Below are 20,953 nucleotides of genomic sequence, written 5' to 3'. Positions count from 1 at the left end.
CTTCTCTCAGAGAATTCCGGCTTCGGATGCGGCGGAACGATATTTCGCTGCCAAGGTGTCCACCGTCTCGTGTGCGTTGAGACCACTGGGATTGGGCACGATCCACAGTTTTGCCCCCTCGAAATCACGGTCCTGACGCCCGGCCTTCGCCTTCTTGTCACCGAAAGCTGTTCGATAGGCGGTGATCCCGGCGAAGGCAACGACTACTGGATTGGTTGCGCGCACGATGTTTCGGACCCGAACTCCGCCAGTTGCGAGTTCCTCCGACGTCAATTCATCTGCGCGCGCAGTTGCCCGCACCGCCAAATTGGTGATGCCCACTCCCCGATCGATCAGATGCTGTGTGTCAGCGTCCGACATACCCGCGGAAGGATCGATCGCATGCTTGATTATGCCTGCCCTCAGCAGTGCCGGATAGAACCGATTACCCGGCCTGGCGAAATGCGCGCCGGTCGCCGCCGTCCACAGTCCCGGATTGATACCGACGAACAACAGCCGACAATCCGGCCCGATCAGATCCTCGATCTCGGCGTCTCGGAACGATTCCAGTTCGGCGCGCGTGAATCCCATGCAGCCAGTACATCAGGCCGTCACGACAGCGCCTCGCGCACCTCGTCGATCGCGTCGTGCATCATCTGCTCGTACACATCGATGTCCGGAATCGAGGCCGGACTGCTGGTGATGCTGATCGTCACCGTGTCCCCGATCCCGTGTACGCCGTGGGTCAACGACATGACCGGCGACAAACTCGGGAAGCCCGCTGTGAACCGAACGACGCCGCCTCCGAGCACCAGATCCGCGTCACCGCGCGCGACACTCGACACCACGGTGTTTCCAGTGACCTCGTCGGGTACTGCCGTGAAATCGTATTGCTGCACGCCCCAACGGACCAGCGGGCCGGGAACAGCGTTCAGCGCGAGATCCGACGCTGCGCTGGATGGATGGGACGCACGTGCGCGACGCTCGTCCATCGACTCCCTGATCAGTTGGGCTCGCTCACGAAGATCATCGACTTCCGGGAACAGCCCGACACCTGCATTGCGGAAGTGATTGCGCGCCGTGGGTGTACCTGCCTTGGCGATGGTCACCTCAGCTCCCAATTCGGGCGGTACCGAGCCGTCTCGCTCGGTGAGGTAGTTCGCCATCGCTACCGAGATGGCTGTCATCGCTCCGACTGTGACGGATACGCCGTCGCCACGGAAATCTGCGCTGTCCCGCACGACCATGCGCACCAGTCGGTGCGGTCCGGGAGGGATGTTCGAGCGCACCTTCGGACGGCTCGCTGCCTGCGGCGCAACAACTCCCGATTCGGTGTCCGCCTGCAGCTGTAACTGCGCGCGGTGCCCCGCCCGGCCGTCGCGGAACAGCGAAACGAGTTGGCCCGGAAGGCGCAGGGCGGCGCGGCCCAGAATCTCGGCTGATCCGCTACGCCGCACGTCCGTCTTCTGCTTCGCGGGCGGTTGCGGCGAGAACAGTTGGCGAGCAATCGCCGACGCGCGTTTGCCGTCCGCCAGAGAATGAGCGACCTGCAGAACTGCGATCAGCGCCGGGCCACTGCAGCGCGGCACGCCGGTGACGCCGTGAAACAGGTGCAGCGTCCACGGGGACTCGCGTGGGTCGACGTGGTTTTCGAGTAGCTTCTCGATGCCGTGAATGCACGAGAGCCACGAGTTTTCGGGCAGCTCATGCACTCTCACCAACGAGGCATCGACCGGCATAGGCTCCCAGAGCGGATAGTCGAGGTGCCACGGTGATTCACGAATCCGAACATTGAGATCCGGAATGAGCGACGCTCTTTCCACCACCGAGCGTCGTAGCTCGTCCATGTGCTGGCTCTGCCCGTCGAAACAGTAGAGCAGCAGCTGATCGTTCGGGATCTTCTCCGAAATCCAGAAGGTTTGGGCATCGGTGGGCGTCATCCGTAACACCGGGAGACGGTACCACCGGCTTGTCAGCTCTTTTCTGCAGCAGCTTTCAGCTGGGACAGGCCCTTCTCGAAATCCTTTCCGACAAGCTTGTCCATGCTGAAGATGAAACCGAAGATCTTGAAGAACAGATTCTTCTTTCCGGTCATCTTCCACGTCACCTGAACTTCACCGGAATTCGGCGAGATGAGAAACGTGGTGACGTTCTGCGCCTTGAACGGCTTGAGGAAGGCCAGGTCCAAAACTACTCGTTCATTCGGGACGGATTCGGTGATCACCATCGAACCGGAGCCCGCCTTCTTGTTTCCCGCCCAGGCGTACGAAGCCCCGACGCCCGCGCCAGGCCCCGCGTACGTACGCTGCATCGCCGGGTCGAGACCTTCCCACGGCGACCACTGAGTCCACTGATGGAAATCGTTGATCAACGCGAAGACGACCGGTGCTTCTGCCTTGACGATCGTCGTACGTTCTACCAGGAATTCGTTGGAATTCTGCGAAGCCATCGTCGATCTCCAATTCTCGGGCGTGACAAGTGTTCGGAATTATCCACGGTCGACGAGATCGGAGCGAGTCGACACTCAGTCCCGCAGGCACAGGCAGAAATAGTGACCGACCGGGTCGCGGTACACGCGGAAAGTCTGATGCTCCGGAATGTCGGTCACCCGCTGCGCTCCCAGGTTCGTCACCCAAGCCTCCGCGGGGTCGAGAGAATCCACGAACAGATCCAGATGGATCCCGACACCGGAGGTCGGCCAGTCCACCGGAACAAAATCCGGAGCGAGCTGAAACGCGAGCCGCTCCCCGCCGGGTCCTTCGATCACGTGCCAATCGTCCTCGTCGCGAACACTTTTCCACTCGAGGACCTGGACGTAGAAGTTGGCCAATGCAGCCGGATCCGGGCAGTCCAAGACTGTGTAGTCCATACCGATGTTCGGGCGGGTCACTGTGCCTTCTTCTCCTGAACTTTCTTACGCACGAACAACAACGGAAGAACCAACGTCGCAACGGCGGTTACCAGCCACACGACGACGGTTCCCAGAATCCACGTCGAGACACCGGAGATCGACAGATTGGAGAAGAGCGACGCCACCAACAGCGCGACAAACGTCGACACCAATCCGATTCCGCCGAGAAATGCCGGTGCATGGCGCTTTGCCACCGTGGCGATGAACGGCGCCAGGACCGACTGCGCAATCGCAAAGATCACGACCGCAACGATGAACCCGGATGTGGGCGCCGAGAAGCCCGAAAGAATCAACGACGCAACAAGAAGCCCGACAGCGGCAGAACCCAGGAAGATCGCGGCGCGAATCAGGAAGCTGATCATTTGTTGATCCTATATGTCGGATATCGAGGAGAACAGATATTCACAATCCCAGAGATTCCTGCACCTCTCGCAATGTCCGGGCAGAAGATCGGAGCCCCGAAGCCTCTCTTTCCGATAGCGGTACTTCGAGGACTCGGCCGGCACCAGCACGACCAACCATCGTGGGAAGGGACAGGCAAACGTGCTCGAGTCCGTGGACGCCGCTCTGCAAAGTCGACACCGGCAGAACCCGTTGTTCGTCCCGCAACACGACTTCCGCGATGAATGCGCTCGACAATCCGATGGCGAGGTTGGTCGCACCCTTACCCTCGATGATCTCGTAAGCACTCTCGACTACAGACTTCGCTACTTTCGCGCGTAGGTCGGGGCCGAGGACGCCACCCGACGGTCCCACGAACGAGGTTGCCGGCACTCCGCCGATGGTTGCGCTCGACCAGAGCGGAATCTCGGAATCCCCGTGCTCGCCCACGATGAAGGCATGAACGTTCTCCACCGCGACTCCGAGTTCGGTAGCCAGCAGGAATCGCAATCGGGCCGTGTCCAGCACGGTCCCAGATCCGAAAATTCGGCCGCGGTACGACGGTCCCGCGGCCTGGATCGCTGCGTAGGTCGCCACGTCGACCGGGTTGGTGACGAAGAGAAGGACCGCGTCCGGTGACACCGCCAACAGTTGTTCGGTCAGTGTCTGCGCGATCTTGACGTTCACCGCGGCAAGTTCGAGCCGCGACTGACCGGGATGCTGTTTGGCGCCCGCGGTGACGACGACCAAGTCGGATCCCGCGGTGACCGAGATGTCATCGCCTCCGTCAACAGTGCACGGCGGTGTGAACTGGGTGCCGTGGTTGAGATCGAGAACTTCGGCCCGGACCTTTGCGCTGTTGGTGTCGTAGAGGGTGAGCGCGTCGGCCGATCCGCGTATCAGGCACGCATACGCAATTGCGGTGCCGACGCTTCCCGCACCGACAACGGACACTTTTCGTCTGGATGAACGATTCGGCGTCGTCATGGGTAAATGGTGCTCGCTCGATAACGATTTCGCAGTACAACGGATTGCCAGTCTCTTCTCAGGGTTTGGATGCAGACCTCTCAGAATCGACGTGGATGATCGCTGACATGGCTGAGGTAACCGTTCTTGCAGTTGGCGGCACCGGCGAATCCCACGTCGGCGACCACGGCGCCCGTGTGCGCGGACTCCTCAGTGCCGTCACCGACGAACTCGACAGTCGATTCGATTCTCGCTGGGTCGCTTATCCCGCATCGTACGGTCCGGTCGCCGACGGCGGCCTGAGCTTTCGGCACAGCACCGCGATGGGTGTGAAAGCCCTCACCGCCGAAATCGCGCAGACAGACGGCCCCGTGATGCTGATCGGATACTCACAGGGATGCACCGTGATCCGCTCGGCTCTTCCGACGCTGAACCGCGCCAACATCATCGGAGTCGGACTGATCTCCGATCCTCAACAACCGGCAGGCGTGATCGAAGGTTGTGAGGGACACGGAGTTGCCGGCGACGGACCCGAGATCCAGCCGTGGATTCCGGTCAAGTGGATCGGGCACCCGCAGGACATGATCTGTAATGCCAGCGACGACAGCTACATTCGCGACATCGCAGACTTGACGCGCTGGATGTCCTGCTCGCAGGCACGCGTGTGGGCAGGAAAGGTTTGGGAACTACTTCGTAGCAATGCTTTCCAGAATGCGCAGAAGACTCGTTTCAGTCCGAAACAGTGGCGTACCGATCTACGACGTATTCGCACCGCGTTCCTCGAAGTACTTGGTTACCTGCCGACGAAGTTGAACCTGAACCGATTTCAGCTCAAGAACCCTCGCGGCGGTAGACACATCAGCTACGCGATCGAACCTCTCGACGAGAGCGGACTGACCGGGTGTGAGCTTCTGGCGTCGTGGATGAAGGTCCACGCGAGCGGCGTCGGGCAGCGCATTCACGCGGCCTGACCTTTACCGTTAGTTTACCTAACGAACCCCGGGGAGCCATTCGACGCCTCTACGTTCCTTTCATGCAACTGAGCAGAATATTGTCGTGTGCCGCCGTGACCGTCGCACTCCCCCTCACCGCCCTGGCGGCCCCGGCCGGCGCATCGCCAACCGGCAGTCTCGACTGGTCCGGTTCGTTCGGTAGTTCAGCACCCCAGCCGGTTTCGACGTTCGACGTCCAAGCCCACCGCGGCGGGCTCGGCCTGTACACGGAAAGCAGCCTGGCCGCGTTCGCGAATGCCCTCGAAATGGGCGTCAGCACACTGGAACTCGATACCCAGATCACCGAGGACGGGATCGCTGTCGTCACGCACGATCGTAAGATCTCGAACAAGAAATGCCTCGACACCGAGCCCGCAACTGCGGGTGACCCGGAGTTCCCGTACGTCGGCAAATTCGTCAACACGCTGAGCCTGCAGCAGATCAAGACCATGGACTGCGGCACTCTCCCCCTTGCCGGATACCCTGAACAGCAGAATGTTCCGGGAGCGAAAATGCAGACGCTCGAAGAAGTGCTTGCCCTGGTGAAGTCGTACAACGCACCCGGAATCAAGCTCAACATCGAGACCAAGGTGGAAGCGGGAGCGCCTCACGAGACCGCCCCGCGTGAGCAGTTCGTCTCTGTAGTCCTCGATACGATCCGGGCAGCCGGATTGTTGGACAGCGTCACCATTCAGAGCTTCGACTGGGGCTCGCTCATGCTCACCCGTCAACTCGCGCCGAGTGTCCCCGTCGTTGCGCTCACAAACGGCGACTTTCTCCAGGTAGGCAAGGACGGAGCGTCACCGTGGCTCGGCGGTCTGGACATCGATGATTTCGGTGGCGACGGCATCGCGGCGGTAGCAACCTTTGGTGCCTCCGCCTACTCCCCCGTCCAAGGAACTCCGCAGGGCGGAAAGGTCGGGGATCCCGGTTTCACCCTCTATCCGACAGCCGACATGATCGCGAGCGCACATGCGCGTGGCATGAAGGTCATCCCGTGGACCGTCGATGATCCCGCCACCATGCACGCCCTGATCGACCTCGGTGTCGACGGGATCATCACCGACTACCCCGATCATCTCCGAGCCGTTCTGGCCGAGCGAGGCATGCCACTACCTGCACCTGCGGTCAAGAAGTAGCCTCCACCGCGCACCGAAGCAGGTACCTGAACAGGTACTACGGCCGATGTCCCCGGGGTCCCGTCGGCCGCATCCTGGACAGGTACTTGCTCGGGTGATCGGAGGTGAATTCTGATGATGTCTTTGAAGGATCAGTTGGACAACTGCGAATACCTACTTGCCGACGCGGAAATGGCGGGTGACTGGAATGCGGTCCGGCGATTCAGGGAATACCGGCTCAGGCTCGTTCGACAACTGTGCAGGCAAAGGGCCGCCGGCCTCTGCGCCTAGAGGCCCGACCTCAACCGTATCTGAGCTGGTCCCTCTGGGCGGTTACGATCCGCCGTCGCCCGAGTCACAGTCGGGTGCTCTCACCAATTGAGCTACAGAAGGTATGGCCCGCAGTGCTTTTCGACTGCGATCTTTCTCTGCCGAACCATACGGGCCCGCATCTCTTCCGCGCCACTGATTTTCGAGTAGACGATCTACACCGACCACCGCTGTGAGTTCGGTTTCCGCGTCCCCGCGGGGACGTCCCCGTCGAGGCCACACCGAATCACCGCTGACCAGTAGTCGATGGGATGATGACCTGCGTGTCCATGTCCCCACCGCTGCCCGTCAAGAACGGGGTTGGCCCGACGCGCCTACGCATCCCGCTCTCGGGGCCGTGGGCGACGATCGCCGAGTACGTCGTAGCCAAGTTCGACCATCTGGACGCCGAGAACCTGTATCGGCGGTTCGACGACGGCGAGTTCGTGGATACCGACGGCCACTCGATCTGCCTGAACACAGAACTCAGCGCGCACCGGTTCGTCTGGTACTACCGTGAGTTGCCGGCGGAGGACCCGGTGCCGTTCCACGAGGAGATCCTGCACACCGACGACGATCTCGTCGTCATCGACAAGCCACATTTTCTCCCGACCACTCCGAGCGGGCGATACCTGCGTGAGTCGGCGCTCGTCCGCCTGCGGGTTCGTCTCGACAACCCAGATCTGACCCCGATCCATCGACTCGACCGCGGCACCGCAGGGGTGGTGATGTTCTCGGCCCGCCCCGCGACGCGCGGCGCGTACCAGTCACTGTTCGAGAAGCGTCAGGTCACGAAGGTCTACGAGGCGGTGTCGGCGCGACCGACCCGGCGGGGCCGGGATGCACCAGCGCTCGACGTCCCTCTCGTTTACCGCAACCACATCGAAGCTCGACGCGGCGAGTTGCGAGTCGTCGTCGACGACAGCCGTGAACCCAACTCCGAGACCATGATCGAGGCGCGAGGGATGGGTGTGAGTGCCTCCGGACGTGCTGTGCTGCACACGGTTCTACGTCCGCGCTCCGGACGGATGCACCAGTTGCGGGTGCATCTGGCGGCCCTCGGCGCCGGGATTCTGGGCGACCGGCGATACCCCGACCTGTTGCCCGACGCCCCAGACGATCATTGTCTCCCACTCCAATTGCTCGCGAGGGAACTCGAATTCACCGATCCGTTGTCGGGGAGAGCGCGGCGGTTCGTCACCCGTCGGACGCTCAGCGAGATGCCCGTGGGGTGACGACCAGGAGCCGTTGATTTAGACGTTGAAGCGGAACTCCACCACATCGCCGTCGGCCATGACGTATTCCTTGCCCTCCATGCGGACCTTGCCGGCAGCCTTGGCTGCGGCCATGGAACCCGCCTCGACGAGGTCGTCGAAGGACACGATTTCAGCCTTGATGAAGCCGCGCTCGAAGTCGGTGTGAATGACGCCGGCAGCCTGGGGAGCGGTGTCACCCTTGTGGATGGTCCAGGCGCGAGCTTCCTTCGGACCAGCCGTCAGGTAAGTCTGCAGTCCGAGGGTGTGGAAGCCGGTGCGTGCAAGCGCGTGCAGGCCGGGCTCGGTCTGACCGATCGAGTCGAGCATTTCCTGGCGATCTTCCTCGTCCAGCTCGAGCAGTTCCTGCTCGACCTTCGCGTCGAGGAACACAGCGTCGGCCGGTGCGACGGATGCGCGCAATTCCGCAATCTTCGCTGCGTCGGTGAGCACAGACTCGTCGGCGTTGAAGACGTACAGGAAGGGCTTGGTGGTGAGCAGGCTCAGCTCACGCAGCAACGAGAAATCGAGCTTGTCCTTGACGCTGAAGAGCGTCGTGCCCTCGTTGAGGAAGGCCTGAGCCTTGAGCGCCTCGTCGTGGGCTGGCTTGAGCTCCTTGTTCTTGCGAGCTTCCTTGTCCAGACGCGGGAGAGCCTTCTCCAAGGTCTGCATGTCGGCGATCACGAGCTCGGTCTCGATGACCTCGATGTCCGAGGCCGGGTCGACCTTGCCGTCGACGTGGATGACGTCGTCGTCGGCGAAGACGCGAACTACCTGGCAGATGGCGTCCGCTTCACGAATGTTGGCCAGGAACTTGTTGCCCAGACCTGCGCCCTCGGACGCTCCCTTGACGATGCCGGCAATGTCGACGAACGACACGGTCGCGGGGAGGATGCGCTCGGAGCCGAAGATCTCGGCGAGCTTCTGCAGCCGCGGATCGGGCAGCTCGACCAGACCGACGTTGGGTTCGATGGTCGCGAACGGGTAGTTCGCTGCCAACACGTCGTTGTTGGTCAGTGCATTGAAAAGGGTGGACTTGCCGACGTTGGGCAGTCCGACGATTCCGAGGGTAAGGCTCACGGTCTGTGGATTCTACGGCCTCGCGGCGACGTGACGGGTACTCGCCCCACCGTCACGTCGCGGCAGGTGATCAGTTGTAGGTATACGAATCGACGGACGACACGATCGCAACCAGGAAGATCACGTAGAACGCGATGAACAGCACCCAGCAGATGACGGCTATCAGGAGCGAAATCTGCCCGAGCTTCTTCACCCGCTCGGACGCGTACTGCGCGCCCTGGTGATCGCCCATCGCCCACTTCGGGTAGATGTCGTGGAGATGGTTGAACGCGGCGAACGCGATAGGCCAGAAGAAGATGATCGACGCGACGGCCCATCCCGCGTTGGACTTCGGCGGACCGTACTGCGGCGCCGCGTACGTGGGAGCGGCACTGTACTGCTGGGTCGCGCTGTACTGCTGACCGGTCGGATACTGCTGTCCGGCTGAGTACTGCGGGTCGGTCGGGTACTGCTGGCCCGTCGGATACTCCTGGCCTGCTGAATATTGCTGACCGGCTGAATACTGCTGGCCCGCCGGATACTGCTGTTCCTTCGGATACTGCTGCTCCTTCGGATCCTGCGGGTCGGTCGGATATTGCGGTTCGGTCATCATTCCCCCAAAGAGTCGGATTCGGTTCTCTATCGCAGAACCTAGTGGAGACTTACCGCTGCCGTGTCACAGTGAGCGCCTACGCTCTCGAGGTGACTCGGATGCTGATCGTGCTCTTGATATGGATAGTGGGTCTCGGCACCGCCGCGCTCGCAATTGTCGCCTCGCCCGGATGGTGGGTGATCGCTGTCGTCACACTCGCGCTGGCGGCCATGGGCACCTACGACCTCACTCAGAAGTCCCACAGCATCCTCCGTAACTATCCGGTCCTGGGGCACGCGCGATTCCTCCTCGAGAAGATTCGACCGGAGATCCAGCAGTACTTCGTCGAATCATCCACCGATGGAATGCCATTCGATCGCGAAACGCGAGATCTGGTTTACGAGCGGGCAAAGGGAACACTGGCGGAAGAGCCCTTCGGGACCGAGCGCGACGTCAATGCGATCGGCTACGAGTTCATGACGCATTCGATTCGCGCACGGACCGCCCCCGACACCGTTCCGCGAGTTCGCCTCGGCGGACGCGATTGCACGAAGCCGTACGACATCGCTCTCCTGAACGTCTCCGCGATGAGCTTCGGGTCGTTGTCCGCCAACGCAATCGAGGCCCTCAACGCCGGCGCAGCCAAAGGCGGCTTCGCTCACGACACGGGCGAAGGCGCGATCAGTCCGTATCACCGCAAACACGGCGGCGATCTGATCTGGGAAATCGCTTCGGGGTACTTCGGGTGCCGAACCGAGGACGGCCGATTCGATCCTGACCGTTTTGCCGAGCGCGCAGGCTCCGACCAGGTGAAGGCCATTTCGATCAAGCTCTCGCAAGGTGCGAAACCCGGGTTGGGTGGCGTGCTTCCCGGAGTCAAGGTCTCCCCCGAAATCGCCGAAACCCGCGGGGTACCCGTCGGCCAGACCGTGATTTCGCCACCCGCGCACACCGCGTTCAGCACCCCGGTCGAACTGGTCGATTTCATCGCGACCCTGCGAAAACTGTCGGGAGGCAAGCCGGTCGGGATGAAACTGTGTGTCGGCTCGCGTCGTGAATTCCTCGGAATCTGCAAGGCGATGATCGAACGCGGTATCACGCCCGACTTCATCATCGTGGACGGTTCCGAAGGCGGCACCGGCGCAGGTCCGGTGGAGTTCGAGGACCACATGGGCATGCCGTTGACCGAGGGCCTGATGCTGGTGCACAACGCTCTGGTGGGAACTGGTTTGCGCCCTCTCGTGAAAGTCGGCGCTTCCGGAAAGGTGGCGAGCGGTTCCGACATCGTCAAACGCATCATCCAGGGCGCAGACTTCACGATGGCGGCCCGCGCAATGATGTTCGCAGTGGGCTGTATTCAGGCCCAGATGTGCCACACCAACCGCTGCCCGGTCGGCGTTGCCACTCAGGATCCGGCACGCACCCGCGCACTCGACATCCCCGACAAGAGCGAGCGCGTCTACCGATTCCAGAAGGCAACCGTCGCCAGCGCGCAACAGATGATCGCGTCGATGGGCATCGATTCCTTCGACCAACTGCAACCGGGAATGCTCAACCGCCGCGTCGACGGTCTCACCACTCGCACCTATGCCGACCTGTTCGACTGGCTGATGCCGGGCGAACTGCTCGACTCCCCGCCGCAGAGCTGGCTCACCGATTGGATCGACGCCGACGCTCACCGATTCTGACGTCGGTCGACTCCCGCGTTTCAGATCGCGCGGATTCACCCTTCTGGTCCTACAGTGACAGATGGCCCGCTGTGACGGCGGCCACACGTGCACTAGTGGACGGAGTTCGACGATGAGCTTGACGACTGCGCCGGAACCAAATGTCGAGTACCTGAAAACCGATCCTGACCTGCCACCTGTCGGCGTCATCGACAAAACACCCATCTCCACGACTGCGCGCGTCGTCTTCCTTGTTCTCGGACTGGTCGGCGCGGGCGCCTGGTACATGATTGCGATCGTCCGCGGTGAACACATCAGTGCCGTCTGGTTCGTGTTGGCCGCAATTTGCACTTATCTGATTGCCTACCGCTTCTATGCGCGGTTGATCGAACGCAAGATCGTCAAACCTCGCGACGACGTCGCCACTCCCGCCGAGATCATGGAGAACGGCGCCGACTACATGCCGACCGACCGTCGGGTGCTGTTCGGTCACCACTTCGCGGCAATCGCCGGTGCCGGCCCCCTGGTCGGACCCGTGTTGGCCGCACAGATGGGATATCTTCCGGGAACGATCTGGATCATCGTCGGCGTCGTGTTCGCCGGGGCGGTGCAGGACTTCATGGTCCTGTGGATCTCGTCGAAGCGCCGCGGGCGCAGCCTCGGTCAGATGGCCCGCGAAGAACTCGGCCTCGTCGGCGGCGTCGCCGCATTGATCGGCGTGTTCGTCATCATGATCATCCTCATCGCGGTGCTCGGACTTGTGGTCGTCAATGCGCTCGCCGAGTCCCCGTGGGGAGTGTTCTCGATCGCGATGACCATCCCCATCGCCCTGTTCATGGGCGTGTACCTGAGGTATCTGCGGCCGGGCAAGGTTTCCGAAGTCTCCCTGATCGGCGTCGTCCTGCTTCTCCTGGCCATCGTCTCCGGTGGTTGGGTAGCCGATACCGGTTGGGGCGCAGACTGGTTCACACTCTCGAAGGTCACCATTGCGTGGCTGATGATCGCGTACGGATTCGCCGCTTCGGTGCTGCCGGTCTGGCTGCTCCTGGCACCGCGCGACTACCTGTCGACGTTCATGAAGGTCGGCACCATCGCGCTGCTGGCCATCGGAATTCTGGTCGCACGACCCGCGCTGAACATGCCGGCAGTGACGCCGTTCGCCTCCAACGGCGAAGGCCCGGCCTTTGCCGGTTCACTGTTCCCGTTCCTGTTCATCACCATTGCCTGTGGCGCACTCTCGGGCTTCCACGCACTGATCGCGTCCGGTACGACGCCGAAGCTGCTCGAGAAGGAAAGCCAGACCAAGATGATCGGGTACGGCGGCATGCTGACCGAATCGTTTGTCGCGATCATGGCTCTGGTCACCGCCTGCATCCTCGATCAGCACCTGTACTTCGCACTCAACGCTCCCGCGGCACTGACCGGTGGAACACCGGAAACCGCAGCCGAATACGTCAACAATCTGCCCCTCGGCACTGCCCCCATCACACCGGACGTGCTGACTCAGGCAGCCGAGGCCGTCGGCGAAGAATCGATCATCTCGCGAACCGGCGGCGCCCCGACGCTCGCGTTCGGAATGTCCGAAGTGCTCAGCGACGTCTTCGGCGGCGACTCGCTGAAATCGTTCTGGTACCACTTCGCGATCATGTTCGAGGCGCTCTTCATCCTCACCACGATCGATGCCGGCACCCGCGTCGCTCGATTCATGCTCTCCGACTCGCTCGGCAACTTCGGCGGTCCGGCGAAGAAGTTCAAGGACCCGTCGTGGCGCATCGGCGCGTGGCTGTGCTCGCTGATCGTCGTCGCTGCCTGGGGCGCGATTCTGCTCATGGGTGTCACCGATCCGCTGGGCGGAATCAACACACTCTTCCCGCTCTTCGGCATCGCCAACCAGCTACTCGCCGCGATCGCACTGACGGTGGTCATGACGATCGTCATGAAGAAGGGCCTGTTCAAATGGGCCTGGATTCCCGGCGTGCCGCTGGTGTGGGACCTGGTCGTAACCATGACCGCGTCGTACCAGAAGATCTTCTCCGACAACCCCGCGATCGGGTACTGGGCTCAGCACAACGTGTTCAAGGACGCGAAGGCTGCCGGCGAGACGGCGCACGGTTCCGCGAAGACTCCGGAGGCCATCGATGCCGTCATTCGCAACACCTTCATCCAGGGCACGTTGTCGATCATCTTCGCGTCACTGGTGATCGTCGTGGTCATCGCCGGGATCATCGTATGTGCCAAGGCAATCCGAGCGGGCGGGCTGCCGACCACAGAGTCCCCGGAAGAACCGTCGAAAATCTTCGGACCCGCCAGCTTCATTCCGACGCCCGCGGAGAAGGAAATCCAGAAAGAATGGGACGAGCTGATCAAAGCCGGGAAAGTCCGGGCGCCCGGCGCCGCACACGGAGGTGGGCACTGACCATGACGACGGCGACCATGACGGCAAAACTCACCACAGCGTTCCGCGGAACGCTGTGGTGGGTTCGCTCGGTGATGGGTGATCTCGACTATCAGCGCTACGTCGAGCACACCCGACGCCACCACTCCGACTCACCGGTGATCAGCGAACGAGAGTTCTGGCGCCGCCGACACGCAGCAGCCGACGCCAACCCAGGCGCCCGCTGCTGCTGAATCCGGTCAGGGGCAGGTGGCCTTCGCGAGTTCGTATATGTGGCCGGCCTGCTCGTCGGTGGGCTTGTTGCCGTTGTTCTCGGCCAGGTCGGTGATCTTGGTCTTGACCTCCGCCTCGTCCGTGCCGTTGGCGACCTCGGTACACGTGGTCGTCAAGATCTCCTCGATGTCTGCGTCGTCGCGGTTCTCCGCCAACGGTGCGTAAGCCCCACGGAACGTGGCGACGAACAGCGCCGTCTTGCCCTGATCGATGGCGTTGCCCGCTGACTGTTTCGCCGTCTCGAGCGCCTGTTGCCCGCTCGTGACTGCCTCGCTGATCTTGTTCTGCGCGTTGTCCTGATCCTCGGTGCTACACGCGGTGAGCCCGAGAACGACGATTGCTGCTGCCCCGACTGCTGCTGCGATTCTCATGACGGAAATGTTAGTCCGATCAGCATGCTTCAAAACACAGTATTGCAGCGCAACACACGAGTTATCGCATGCAGTCGTTACGATCAGCTCAGCTAGATCACCGGATTCGCACATCGGCGAGGAGATCCCTGCGCCGACGGAAAGGACGATCAGTGAGCGAGCAAGACAAGGGGACGTCCGCAGGGGTGCGCAAGCGCGACCGCGGCGAGATCATCGGGCAAGGGGGTATGTGGCTCGCAAAATGGTCGTTGGTGTTGGCGTCGATTTCGCTGGGCGCCTGGATTTTCGGCTGGCTGATCGAAAAGCTCTGGGTCATCATCCTGCCGGTGGCTCTGGCTATCGTTGTTGCGACAGTCATGTGGCCGCCGACCCGCGGCATGATCAAGCGCGGGATGCCACCGGCCGCGGCAGCCGGCATCACCCTGGTGCTCTCGATCGGAATCCTGGCCGGTGTGATCGCCGGCATCGTTCCGTCAGTGGTCAGCCAGGCCCCCGAGCTCGCGAACAAGACCACCGAGGGCATCAACCAGGTTCAGGACTGGCTCCAGGGTCCGCCGCTGAACCTGAAGGACGACCAGATCGACAACGCCGTCCATGCCGTCATCACCAAGGTGCAGGAAAGTGGAACCGCCATCGCTTCAGGCGTTTTCAGCGGCGTGAGCACAGCGAGCTCGTTGTTGGTCACGCTCGGTTTGGTCCTGATTCTCGCTTTCTTCTTCATCAAGGACGGACCGAGGTTCATCCCCTGGCTCCACGCTGTCGGCGGCGGCCGTGCCGGTCGGCATCTCGAAGAGGTCCTCACCCGCATGTGGGACACGCTCGGCGGATTCATCAGGACACAAGCACTGGTGAGTCTGATCGACGCGGTCTTCATCGGCGCCGGACTGCTGATACTCGGGGTCCCGCTGGCACCGGTGCTGGCAATTCTCACGTTCATCGGTGGCTTCATCCCGATCGTCGGTGCCTTTGTCGCCGGCGCCCTGGCTGTGTTGGTTGCGCTGGTGGCCAACGGTCTCACCACCGCCATCATCGTGTTGATCATCATCCTGGCCGTTCAGCAGATCGAAGGAAACGTCCTTCAGCCTGTGCTGCAGAGCAAGTCGATGAAACTCCACGCCGTCATCGTGCTGCTTGCCGTGGCCGCCGGTAGCTCGCTGTACGGCATCGTCGGCGCCTTCCTCGCAGTGCCCGTCGCCGCTGTGGCAGCAGTTGTCATCCGGTACATCGGCGAGCAGATCGACGAACGCGCAAGCGACAACGAGCCGATGCCCGCCGGCGATGCGTCGGACATCCTCGAGGATCAAGACGACGACGCCGAGTCAGAGGTAGAGAACAAAAAGGCCTGATCAGCCCGCGATCACCTTCACCGAGGAGCCTGCACGTCCGCGAATGACGTGCAGGCGACTCGGGATTCGCTGCCTCATCTCGTCCACGTGACTGACGATGCCCACCACTCGTCCACCGTCGCGAAGCTCGTCCAACACAGCCATCACCGAGTCGAGGGTGTCGGCGTCGAGAGTGCCGAATCCTTCGTCGATGAACATCGTGTCGAGAACGATTCCGCCGGACTCCGCCGCAACCACATCGGCAAGTCCGAGGGCCAAAGACAATGACGCCAAGAATGATTCACCGCCCGAGAGCGTCTTCGCCGAGCGAACCACACCCGTGAAGTCGTCCCGGATGTCGAGTCCCAGACCGCCGCGGCGACCCCGAGAACCTGCCTCGTCACTGTGCACGAACTCGTATCTGCCCCCGGACATCCGCTGCAGCCGAACCGACGCCGACACGGCGATCTCTTCCAACCGCGACGCGAGCACATACGCTCGCAGCGACATCTTGCGACTGTTCTGACCTTTGCCGGCGATCACGTCGGCAAGCGCCGCGAGTTCGTCGTGCAGTTCACGCTCAGGTGCAACCGCTTCGTATGCCTTCTCGAGTTGTCCGCTGAACCGTTCGAGATCCGACACACGGTTCTCGGCCAGGGAAGCAGCTGCAACAGCCGAGTTCACCACCTCGGCGCACCGAAGAGCACGCTCGCGAGGACCGTCGACGTCGACTGTCTCGACTTCGCTCACCGCAACGACCTCGGGGTCGTCGAGGACCGTCCGAGCGGCCACCTCGAGGTCGCGTGCTTTGGCGAGTTCCGTTTCGATCGCCGTGATTCGGGCCGGCGATCTCACCCCTTCGATCGCAGCCTCGACCGAATCGAATCCAGCAGCGGCCGCCGCAGCGGCCAGTTTGGTCGACAGTTCCGCCGATCGCGCCTGCGCACGAACGGCGTCGTCACGCATCTCAGACGCCGCCGAGGCAGCGGAGGCAATCCTTTCGAACCACGAGCGCCGAGCAGCGATGGTCGAATCTTCTCCCACCGCAGCGACGATCGCCGCTCGAATCTGCTCGACCGTGGCCGACAGAGTCGTCGTACGCTCGGTCAGTGCCGCCAATTCGGCCGTCAGAGAAGCGGATTCCTGTTGCAGCTCGCCGTCACGCTCGTTGAGATGCCCGAGCTTGTCGGCCAACCCTCCAACCTGACCGGCAGAGTGGGTCGCCTCGTCAACGGCGTTCCGAGCCGCGGCGCGGAGCCTGTCGAGTTCTGCGACGTCGCCGTCCCCGCCGCGGGCGATCACCCGGTCGATGTCACGGTCGACGGTTACCTGGCGGTCGACTACCTTGCTCAGGGCTTTCTCGGCCGCACGCTCGGCTGCGGACGCGACTTCCAGATCGGGCTCGGTGACCGTCACGACATCAGACTGCGCCGGCGCAGGGTGTTCACGCGAACCACACACCTGGCATGGGTCACCGGGCGCGAGTGAACTCGCCAACTCCGCAGCCATGCCCTCGATACGCTTCTGCACGAGGTCGAGCCAGCGCCCGCGAGCACTCTGACGGGCGTCGCGCGCATCCAACACCTGCACACGAATCTTCTCGGCTTGCGTACGCAGAGAGACGAATTCATGACCCGCTGCCGCAGCATCCGATGCTTTGGCCAGTGCAGCTTCGAGGCCGGGCAGAGCCGCGTGCGCGCGTTGCGCATCCTCCAGCCGTTGGCCGGCCGAGCGCACCATTTCTGGCAGTTGAGTGCGTTCAACCGCGATGGCATCGATGCGCTCGGACAGAGCGTCTCGCCGAACTCCGAGTTTCTCGATCTCGGCTTCTGCCGCATCGGCTCTGCGAGCATCCTCCGCCATTGCGTCCAGGCGAACGATCTCGTCACGCCAGGTCCGGATCCGAGCTACGACGCGTTGACGCTCGTCGTCGGTGGGTGGCCACACCTCCGGCACGAAAATCTCCGGACCGCCCGTTGCGGAGTAGGTCGACATCGCTGCGGTCATCGATTCGAGTGCGGCAGCGAGGTGCAAGCCGGCAGCGTCCACATCGCCGGCGACAGCGGCCACCGGCAGTGCGCGCTTGGCGGTCTCGAGTTCAGCGCCGATCACAGCTCTTTGGGCGGTGCCCGTATTGAATGCTGCGAGTTCAGCGGTCGCACGATTACGGCGAGCGACCAGATCTGCGGTTCGCTGCGCAACGGTGAGCACCCGATTAGCCTCGGCTGCTGCATCTTTCGCGGTCACCAGCTCCGCAAGACTTGTATCGCGGGTGTCCTGAGCCTCGGCGAGGAGTTTGCGCGACCATTCCAGTGGGTGTGCCTCGGCGCCTACCTCGAGTCCCGCAGCTGTCTCGACCTTCGCGAGCAGCAGCCGCACGGATTGCTCCCTGGCCGCGAGCGCGGTCGCACTTGCCTTTCGCTTGGCGTCGAACCATGCCTCGACGGAGACAAAACGCTTGGTGTCGAACAGACGCTCGAGCAGTTTGCCTCGCTCGTCACTCTCGGCACGCAGGAATTTGGCGAACTCACCCTGCGGCAAGAGCACCACCTGGAAGAACTGATCAGCGCTCATGCCCATGAGGCGGTTGATCTCGTCACCGATGTCAGGGATGCGCGAAAGATTCTCGCCGCGGCCGTCCAACCACGTCAGTGTGGCCTTTGCATTCTCTGTGATCGAACCGGTCCCGCGCTTCTTCGGACGCGAATACTCTGGACTACGAACAAGTTTGATTCTGCGACCACTGATGGTCGCTTCGAGTTCCACGCGCGGCACCGAACCGGCGGGCGCGTGATCGGACAACAATCGCTTGCCCTCGTTGCGCGCACCCGGCACCCGCCCGTACAGGGCGAACGCAACCGCGTCGAGGATCGTGGTCTTGCCTGCCCCGGTGTCACCGTGCAGAAGGAACAGCCCGTCTGCACCCAAACGGTCGAAGTCGACCTCGACCGTGTCGGCGAAGGGCCCGAAAGAGCTGACTTCGAGTTTGTGCAGCCTCACGCGGTTTCACTCAGTTCTACCGTGGACTCCTCGGCGCGCGCGGCAGCGCTGAGCGCTTCGGCCATCAACGTGACCTCCCGCTCGGACGGGTCACTACGCACGGCCGAGACAAAGCCACGGGCGATCTCCATGTCGGTTCGACCCCGTACCGCGTCGCGATACTTGAGATCCGATTGTCCTTCCGGCCTTTGCCATTCGAGGTGAACGGCAAAGGGGAAACGTGCCTGGAGCTGCCTCATGGCATCGACGGGACGAACCGGGTCGGTGAGCAAAGCGGAGACGTAGCACTGCTCGGAATCGGCGTACTTCGACTCGGTGAGAAGTTCCTCGAGAGTTCCCGTCACCTGGCTCAGCCCTCGAATCACCGGAAGATCGAGGCGCTGCACCGACGACAGACCGGCTGCGTCGAGTTCGATCAAAAGCGCAGCCTTGCGGTGGCTGCGCTCACCGAACGAATACGGCAACGGTGAACCTGAGTACCGCACACTCTCCGAGAGCATCTGCGGAGAATGCAGGTGTCCGAGGGCGACATAGTCGACGCCGTCGAATTCGCCCACTGCGACGGTCTCCACTCCGCCGACCGAGATGGAGCGTTCCGATTCAGAGGCCTCACCGCCCACGACGAAGGCATGGGCGAGCAATACCGATCGAGTCGCGGGGTCGGCAGCCGTTCGTTCGGCGAGATCTCGCCGAACACGCGACATGGCCGCTCCGAGGATGTCGGAATGAGTACGAGCCCGGGGCACGCCCAACTCGACGCGCGTGATCTCCGGCTCGAGGTACGGAATCCCGTAAAAGGCGACAGGACCGAACTGATCGCTCAGCATCACCGGAGTACCGATCTGGCCGACGCGAGTGATCAAGTGCAAGCCGCCGGCAGCGGCAAAGGATGCCCCGGCTCCGAGCCGCACCGCGGAATCGTGATTGCCGGACGTCGCGACGATGACCGCCCCCGCCGCCCGGATTGCCTCGAAGCCTCGATTGCACACGGTGACCGCGTCGGAACTGGGAATCGAGCGGTCGTAGATGTCCCCCGGCACGACCACGACGTCGACGCCGTGTTCGCGGACGGAATCTGCGATGGAACCGAGCACACTCGCCTGATCGGCCAACAGATCGACGCCGTGAAAGGTGCGACCTATATGCCAATCGGAGGTGTGCAGAATCTTCATGAATCCGACGGTAGAGCAGCCCACCGACACCGCCGATCTCCCACGCTGACGGCTTCGTCGGTGTGCCCCAACCCACGAGCGTCCGGTGACCCTGCACACAATCCGTCCGGTTCGTTTGACGAAGAACCCGAAACCATCGCGCCATCGCGTCGATAAATGCGCCAGCCACGACCCGCACAAACACGGCCGACAACGCAAGAACCGCTAATGTCGTTATGTGTCTGCAACCCAACGTGCTCGCTCCGGGGTACCGCTGGACAAGCGATCGCTCATCGTGACCGTCCCCGGCCTGCCCTGGTGGGGAGTGATCCTGCTTGCTGCCGGTGTGACCGCCGTCGGCGTACTGATCGATGCCACCGGAGGCGGCGGAGAGCTCACCGCGGTGTTCTCGACGTTCTACTTCCTGGGCTGTCTCTTCGCTGTGGTTGCCGCTTCGAACAAGGCCCTCTTCACCGCGATGGCCCAACCGCCGTTGCTGCTCTTCGCTGCGGTGCCGATCGGGCACACGCTCATCGGCAAGGACAACAGCACCGCGCTGCGCGATATCGCGATCAACATCGCGTATCCGTTGGTCAACCGCTTTCCGATCATGTTGGCCGCAACCGTGGTCGTGCTGATCATCGGTGGCTTCCGATACTTCCTGCTCAATCAGCGCCCCACCGGACCCGCGCGCTCGACCCGCTCCCGCCGCTCGGCGGCCACCACTCGTGACTCCTCTGCAGCTGCCACGCGAGAACAACCCGCACCCGAGACCGGGCGTCGACGCAGAGTCTCGGACGCGCCCGTCCCCGGGCCCCCGCGTCGCCGCGCCCCCGAGGTGGACGAGCAGCCCGCCTACCGAAGCACCCCCAGGCGCGAGCCGATCCAGGACGAGCGTCCGCTGCCGCCTCGGAGAAGCCCTCAGCCACCCAGGGTCGATCGCACGCACCAACCGCCTACGCGTCGCCCCCAGCCCGACAGTCGGCCCGTGGCAGACGACGACTACCCGTCGTACGGTCGCCGCCGGGCGCCCGAGCCCACTCCGTCGCCCAGACGTGAGGAGCGGATGGAGCCCTTCTTCGCTTCGGGTGACGACGTATCGCCGCCGCTGCCCCCTCGCCGCCGCCCACCCGGAGTCGATCTTCCCGCGTATCCGCCGCCGCGAGTTCGGTACCGCGATCGCGAAGAGCCCTGAACAGACGCGCCCGGTA

The 20,953-nt window shown here is 62.8% G+C and carries 19 protein-coding genes and 1 tRNA gene; 8 read left to right on the top strand and 12 right to left on the bottom strand.

What is annotated here, in order from left to right; all coding sequences use genetic code 11:
• Positions 1–6: 6 nt before the first annotated feature.
• The 6 genes from G9U53_RS27225 to G9U53_RS27200 form a co-directional block, all read right to left on the bottom strand.
• A complete protein-coding gene (locus G9U53_RS27225; protein WP_063316827.1) occupies positions 7–570 on the bottom strand; it encodes a mismatch-specific DNA-glycosylase in 564 nt (187 codons plus the stop codon).
• A gap of 20 nt (positions 571–590) precedes the next feature.
• The gene (locus G9U53_RS27220; RefSeq protein ID WP_058037410.1) at positions 591–1,919 is read right to left on the bottom strand and encodes a WS/DGAT domain-containing protein; all 1,329 of its coding nucleotides are present in this window, start codon (positions 1,917–1,919) and stop codon (positions 591–593) included.
• 32 nt (positions 1,920–1,951) lie between these two features.
• Positions 1,952–2,428 carry an SRPBCC family protein gene (locus G9U53_RS27215; protein ID WP_165639623.1) on the bottom strand — a complete coding sequence of 159 codons (477 nt, stop codon included), beginning with the start codon at positions 2,426–2,428 and terminating at the stop codon, positions 1,952–1,954.
• Positions 2,429–2,503: 75 nt separating this feature from the next.
• Complete coding sequence (locus G9U53_RS27210) at positions 2,504–2,869, bottom strand: VOC family protein (RefSeq protein ID WP_064113484.1); 366 nt, start codon at positions 2,867–2,869, stop codon at positions 2,504–2,506.
• Complete coding sequence (locus tag G9U53_RS27205) at positions 2,866–3,252, bottom strand: phage holin family protein (RefSeq protein WP_003945275.1); 387 nt, start codon at positions 3,250–3,252, stop codon at positions 2,866–2,868. The genes G9U53_RS27210 and G9U53_RS27205 overlap by 4 nt, the downstream gene beginning before the upstream one ends.
• A 40-nt stretch (positions 3,253–3,292) precedes the next feature.
• Positions 3,293–4,258, bottom strand: coding sequence for an L-lactate dehydrogenase (locus G9U53_RS27200; RefSeq protein ID WP_165639622.1), 966 nt, complete (start codon positions 4,256–4,258; stop codon positions 3,293–3,295).
• Between the two features lie 107 nt (positions 4,259–4,365).
• Here G9U53_RS27200 and G9U53_RS27195 point away from each other — a divergent pair, with 107 nt between their 5' ends.
• Both G9U53_RS27195 and G9U53_RS27190 read left to right on the top strand, forming a co-directional pair.
• The gene (locus G9U53_RS27195; RefSeq protein ID WP_165639621.1) at positions 4,366–5,208 is read left to right on the top strand and encodes a PE-PPE domain-containing protein; all 843 of its coding nucleotides are present in this window, start codon (positions 4,366–4,368) and stop codon (positions 5,206–5,208) included.
• A gap of 95 nt (positions 5,209–5,303) precedes the next feature.
• Positions 5,304–6,368, top strand: a complete 1,065-nt coding sequence (locus G9U53_RS27190) for a glycerophosphodiester phosphodiesterase family protein (protein ID WP_256082859.1) — start codon at positions 5,304–5,306, stop codon at positions 6,366–6,368.
• A gap of 296 nt (positions 6,369–6,664) precedes the next feature.
• On the opposite strand, the gene G9U53_RS27185 is transcribed toward G9U53_RS27190, so the two are convergent.
• Positions 6,665–6,740, bottom strand: a tRNA-His gene (locus tag G9U53_RS27185).
• A gap of 188 nt (positions 6,741–6,928) precedes the next feature.
• Here G9U53_RS27185 and G9U53_RS27180 point away from each other — a divergent pair.
• Entirely contained in the window at positions 6,929–7,891 is a 963-nt protein-coding gene (locus G9U53_RS27180) for a pseudouridine synthase (RefSeq protein WP_047270325.1), read from the top strand.
• An 18-nt stretch (positions 7,892–7,909) separates the two neighbouring features.
• On the opposite strand, the gene ychF is transcribed toward G9U53_RS27180, so the two are convergent.
• Positions 7,910–8,989, bottom strand: coding sequence for a redox-regulated ATPase YchF (gene ychF / locus G9U53_RS27175; RefSeq protein WP_003945278.1), 1,080 nt, complete (start codon positions 8,987–8,989; stop codon positions 7,910–7,912).
• Positions 8,990–9,059: 70 nt separating this feature from the next.
• Positions 9,060–9,581, bottom strand: a complete 522-nt coding sequence (locus tag G9U53_RS27170; RefSeq protein ID WP_030244403.1) for a CD225/dispanin family protein — start codon at positions 9,579–9,581, stop codon at positions 9,060–9,062.
• 89 nt (positions 9,582–9,670) lie between these two features.
• Here G9U53_RS27170 and G9U53_RS27165 point away from each other — a divergent pair, with 89 nt between their 5' ends.
• The 3 genes from G9U53_RS27165 (at position 9,671) to G9U53_RS27155 (ending at position 13,855) form a co-directional block, all read left to right on the top strand.
• Positions 9,671–11,248 carry an FMN-binding glutamate synthase family protein gene (locus G9U53_RS27165; RefSeq protein WP_037132028.1) on the top strand — a complete coding sequence of 526 codons (1,578 nt, stop codon included), beginning with the start codon at positions 9,671–9,673 and terminating at the stop codon, positions 11,246–11,248.
• Positions 11,249–11,360: 112 nt separating this feature from the next.
• The gene (locus G9U53_RS27160; RefSeq protein WP_007726338.1) at positions 11,361–13,643 is read left to right on the top strand and encodes a carbon starvation CstA family protein; all 2,283 of its coding nucleotides are present in this window, start codon (positions 11,361–11,363) and stop codon (positions 13,641–13,643) included.
• Between the two features lie 17 nt (positions 13,644–13,660).
• Complete coding sequence (locus G9U53_RS27155; RefSeq protein WP_242692801.1) at positions 13,661–13,855, top strand: YbdD/YjiX family protein; 195 nt, start codon at positions 13,661–13,663, stop codon at positions 13,853–13,855.
• 6 nt (positions 13,856–13,861) lie between these two features.
• Here G9U53_RS27155 and G9U53_RS27150 read toward each other — a convergent pair whose 3' ends face one another.
• Complete coding sequence (locus G9U53_RS27150) at positions 13,862–14,266, bottom strand: hypothetical protein (protein WP_003945253.1); 405 nt, start codon at positions 14,264–14,266, stop codon at positions 13,862–13,864.
• Between the two features lie 152 nt (positions 14,267–14,418).
• Between G9U53_RS27150 and G9U53_RS27145 the strand changes: the two genes are divergently transcribed.
• Positions 14,419–15,612, top strand: a complete 1,194-nt coding sequence (locus tag G9U53_RS27145) for an AI-2E family transporter (RefSeq protein ID WP_003945249.1) — start codon at positions 14,419–14,421, stop codon at positions 15,610–15,612.
• Here G9U53_RS27145 and G9U53_RS27140 read toward each other — a convergent pair whose 3' ends face one another.
• Together G9U53_RS27140 and G9U53_RS27135 are read right to left on the bottom strand one after the other, a co-directional pair.
• On the bottom strand, positions 15,613–18,591 hold the full coding sequence (locus G9U53_RS27140) for an SMC family ATPase (RefSeq protein ID WP_165639618.1): 2,979 nt from the start codon (positions 18,589–18,591) through the stop codon (positions 15,613–15,615).
• The gene (locus tag G9U53_RS27135; RefSeq protein WP_064689303.1) at positions 18,588–19,763 is read right to left on the bottom strand and encodes an exonuclease SbcCD subunit D; all 1,176 of its coding nucleotides are present in this window, start codon (positions 19,761–19,763) and stop codon (positions 18,588–18,590) included. The genes G9U53_RS27140 and G9U53_RS27135 overlap by 4 nt, the downstream gene beginning before the upstream one ends.
• 217 nt (positions 19,764–19,980) lie before the next feature.
• Between G9U53_RS27135 and G9U53_RS27130 the strand changes: the two genes are divergently transcribed.
• Entirely contained in the window at positions 19,981–20,937 is a 957-nt protein-coding gene (locus tag G9U53_RS27130; RefSeq protein WP_042448843.1) for a DUF6542 domain-containing protein, read from the top strand.
• Positions 20,938–20,953: the final 16 nt, after the last annotated feature.

The organism is Rhodococcus sp. D-46 (assembly GCF_011290655.1).
GTDB classification, from domain to species: domain Bacteria; phylum Actinomycetota; class Actinomycetes; order Mycobacteriales; family Mycobacteriaceae; genus Rhodococcus_F; species Rhodococcus_F qingshengii.
This window is presented reverse-complemented; position numbering and strand designations above follow the sequence as displayed.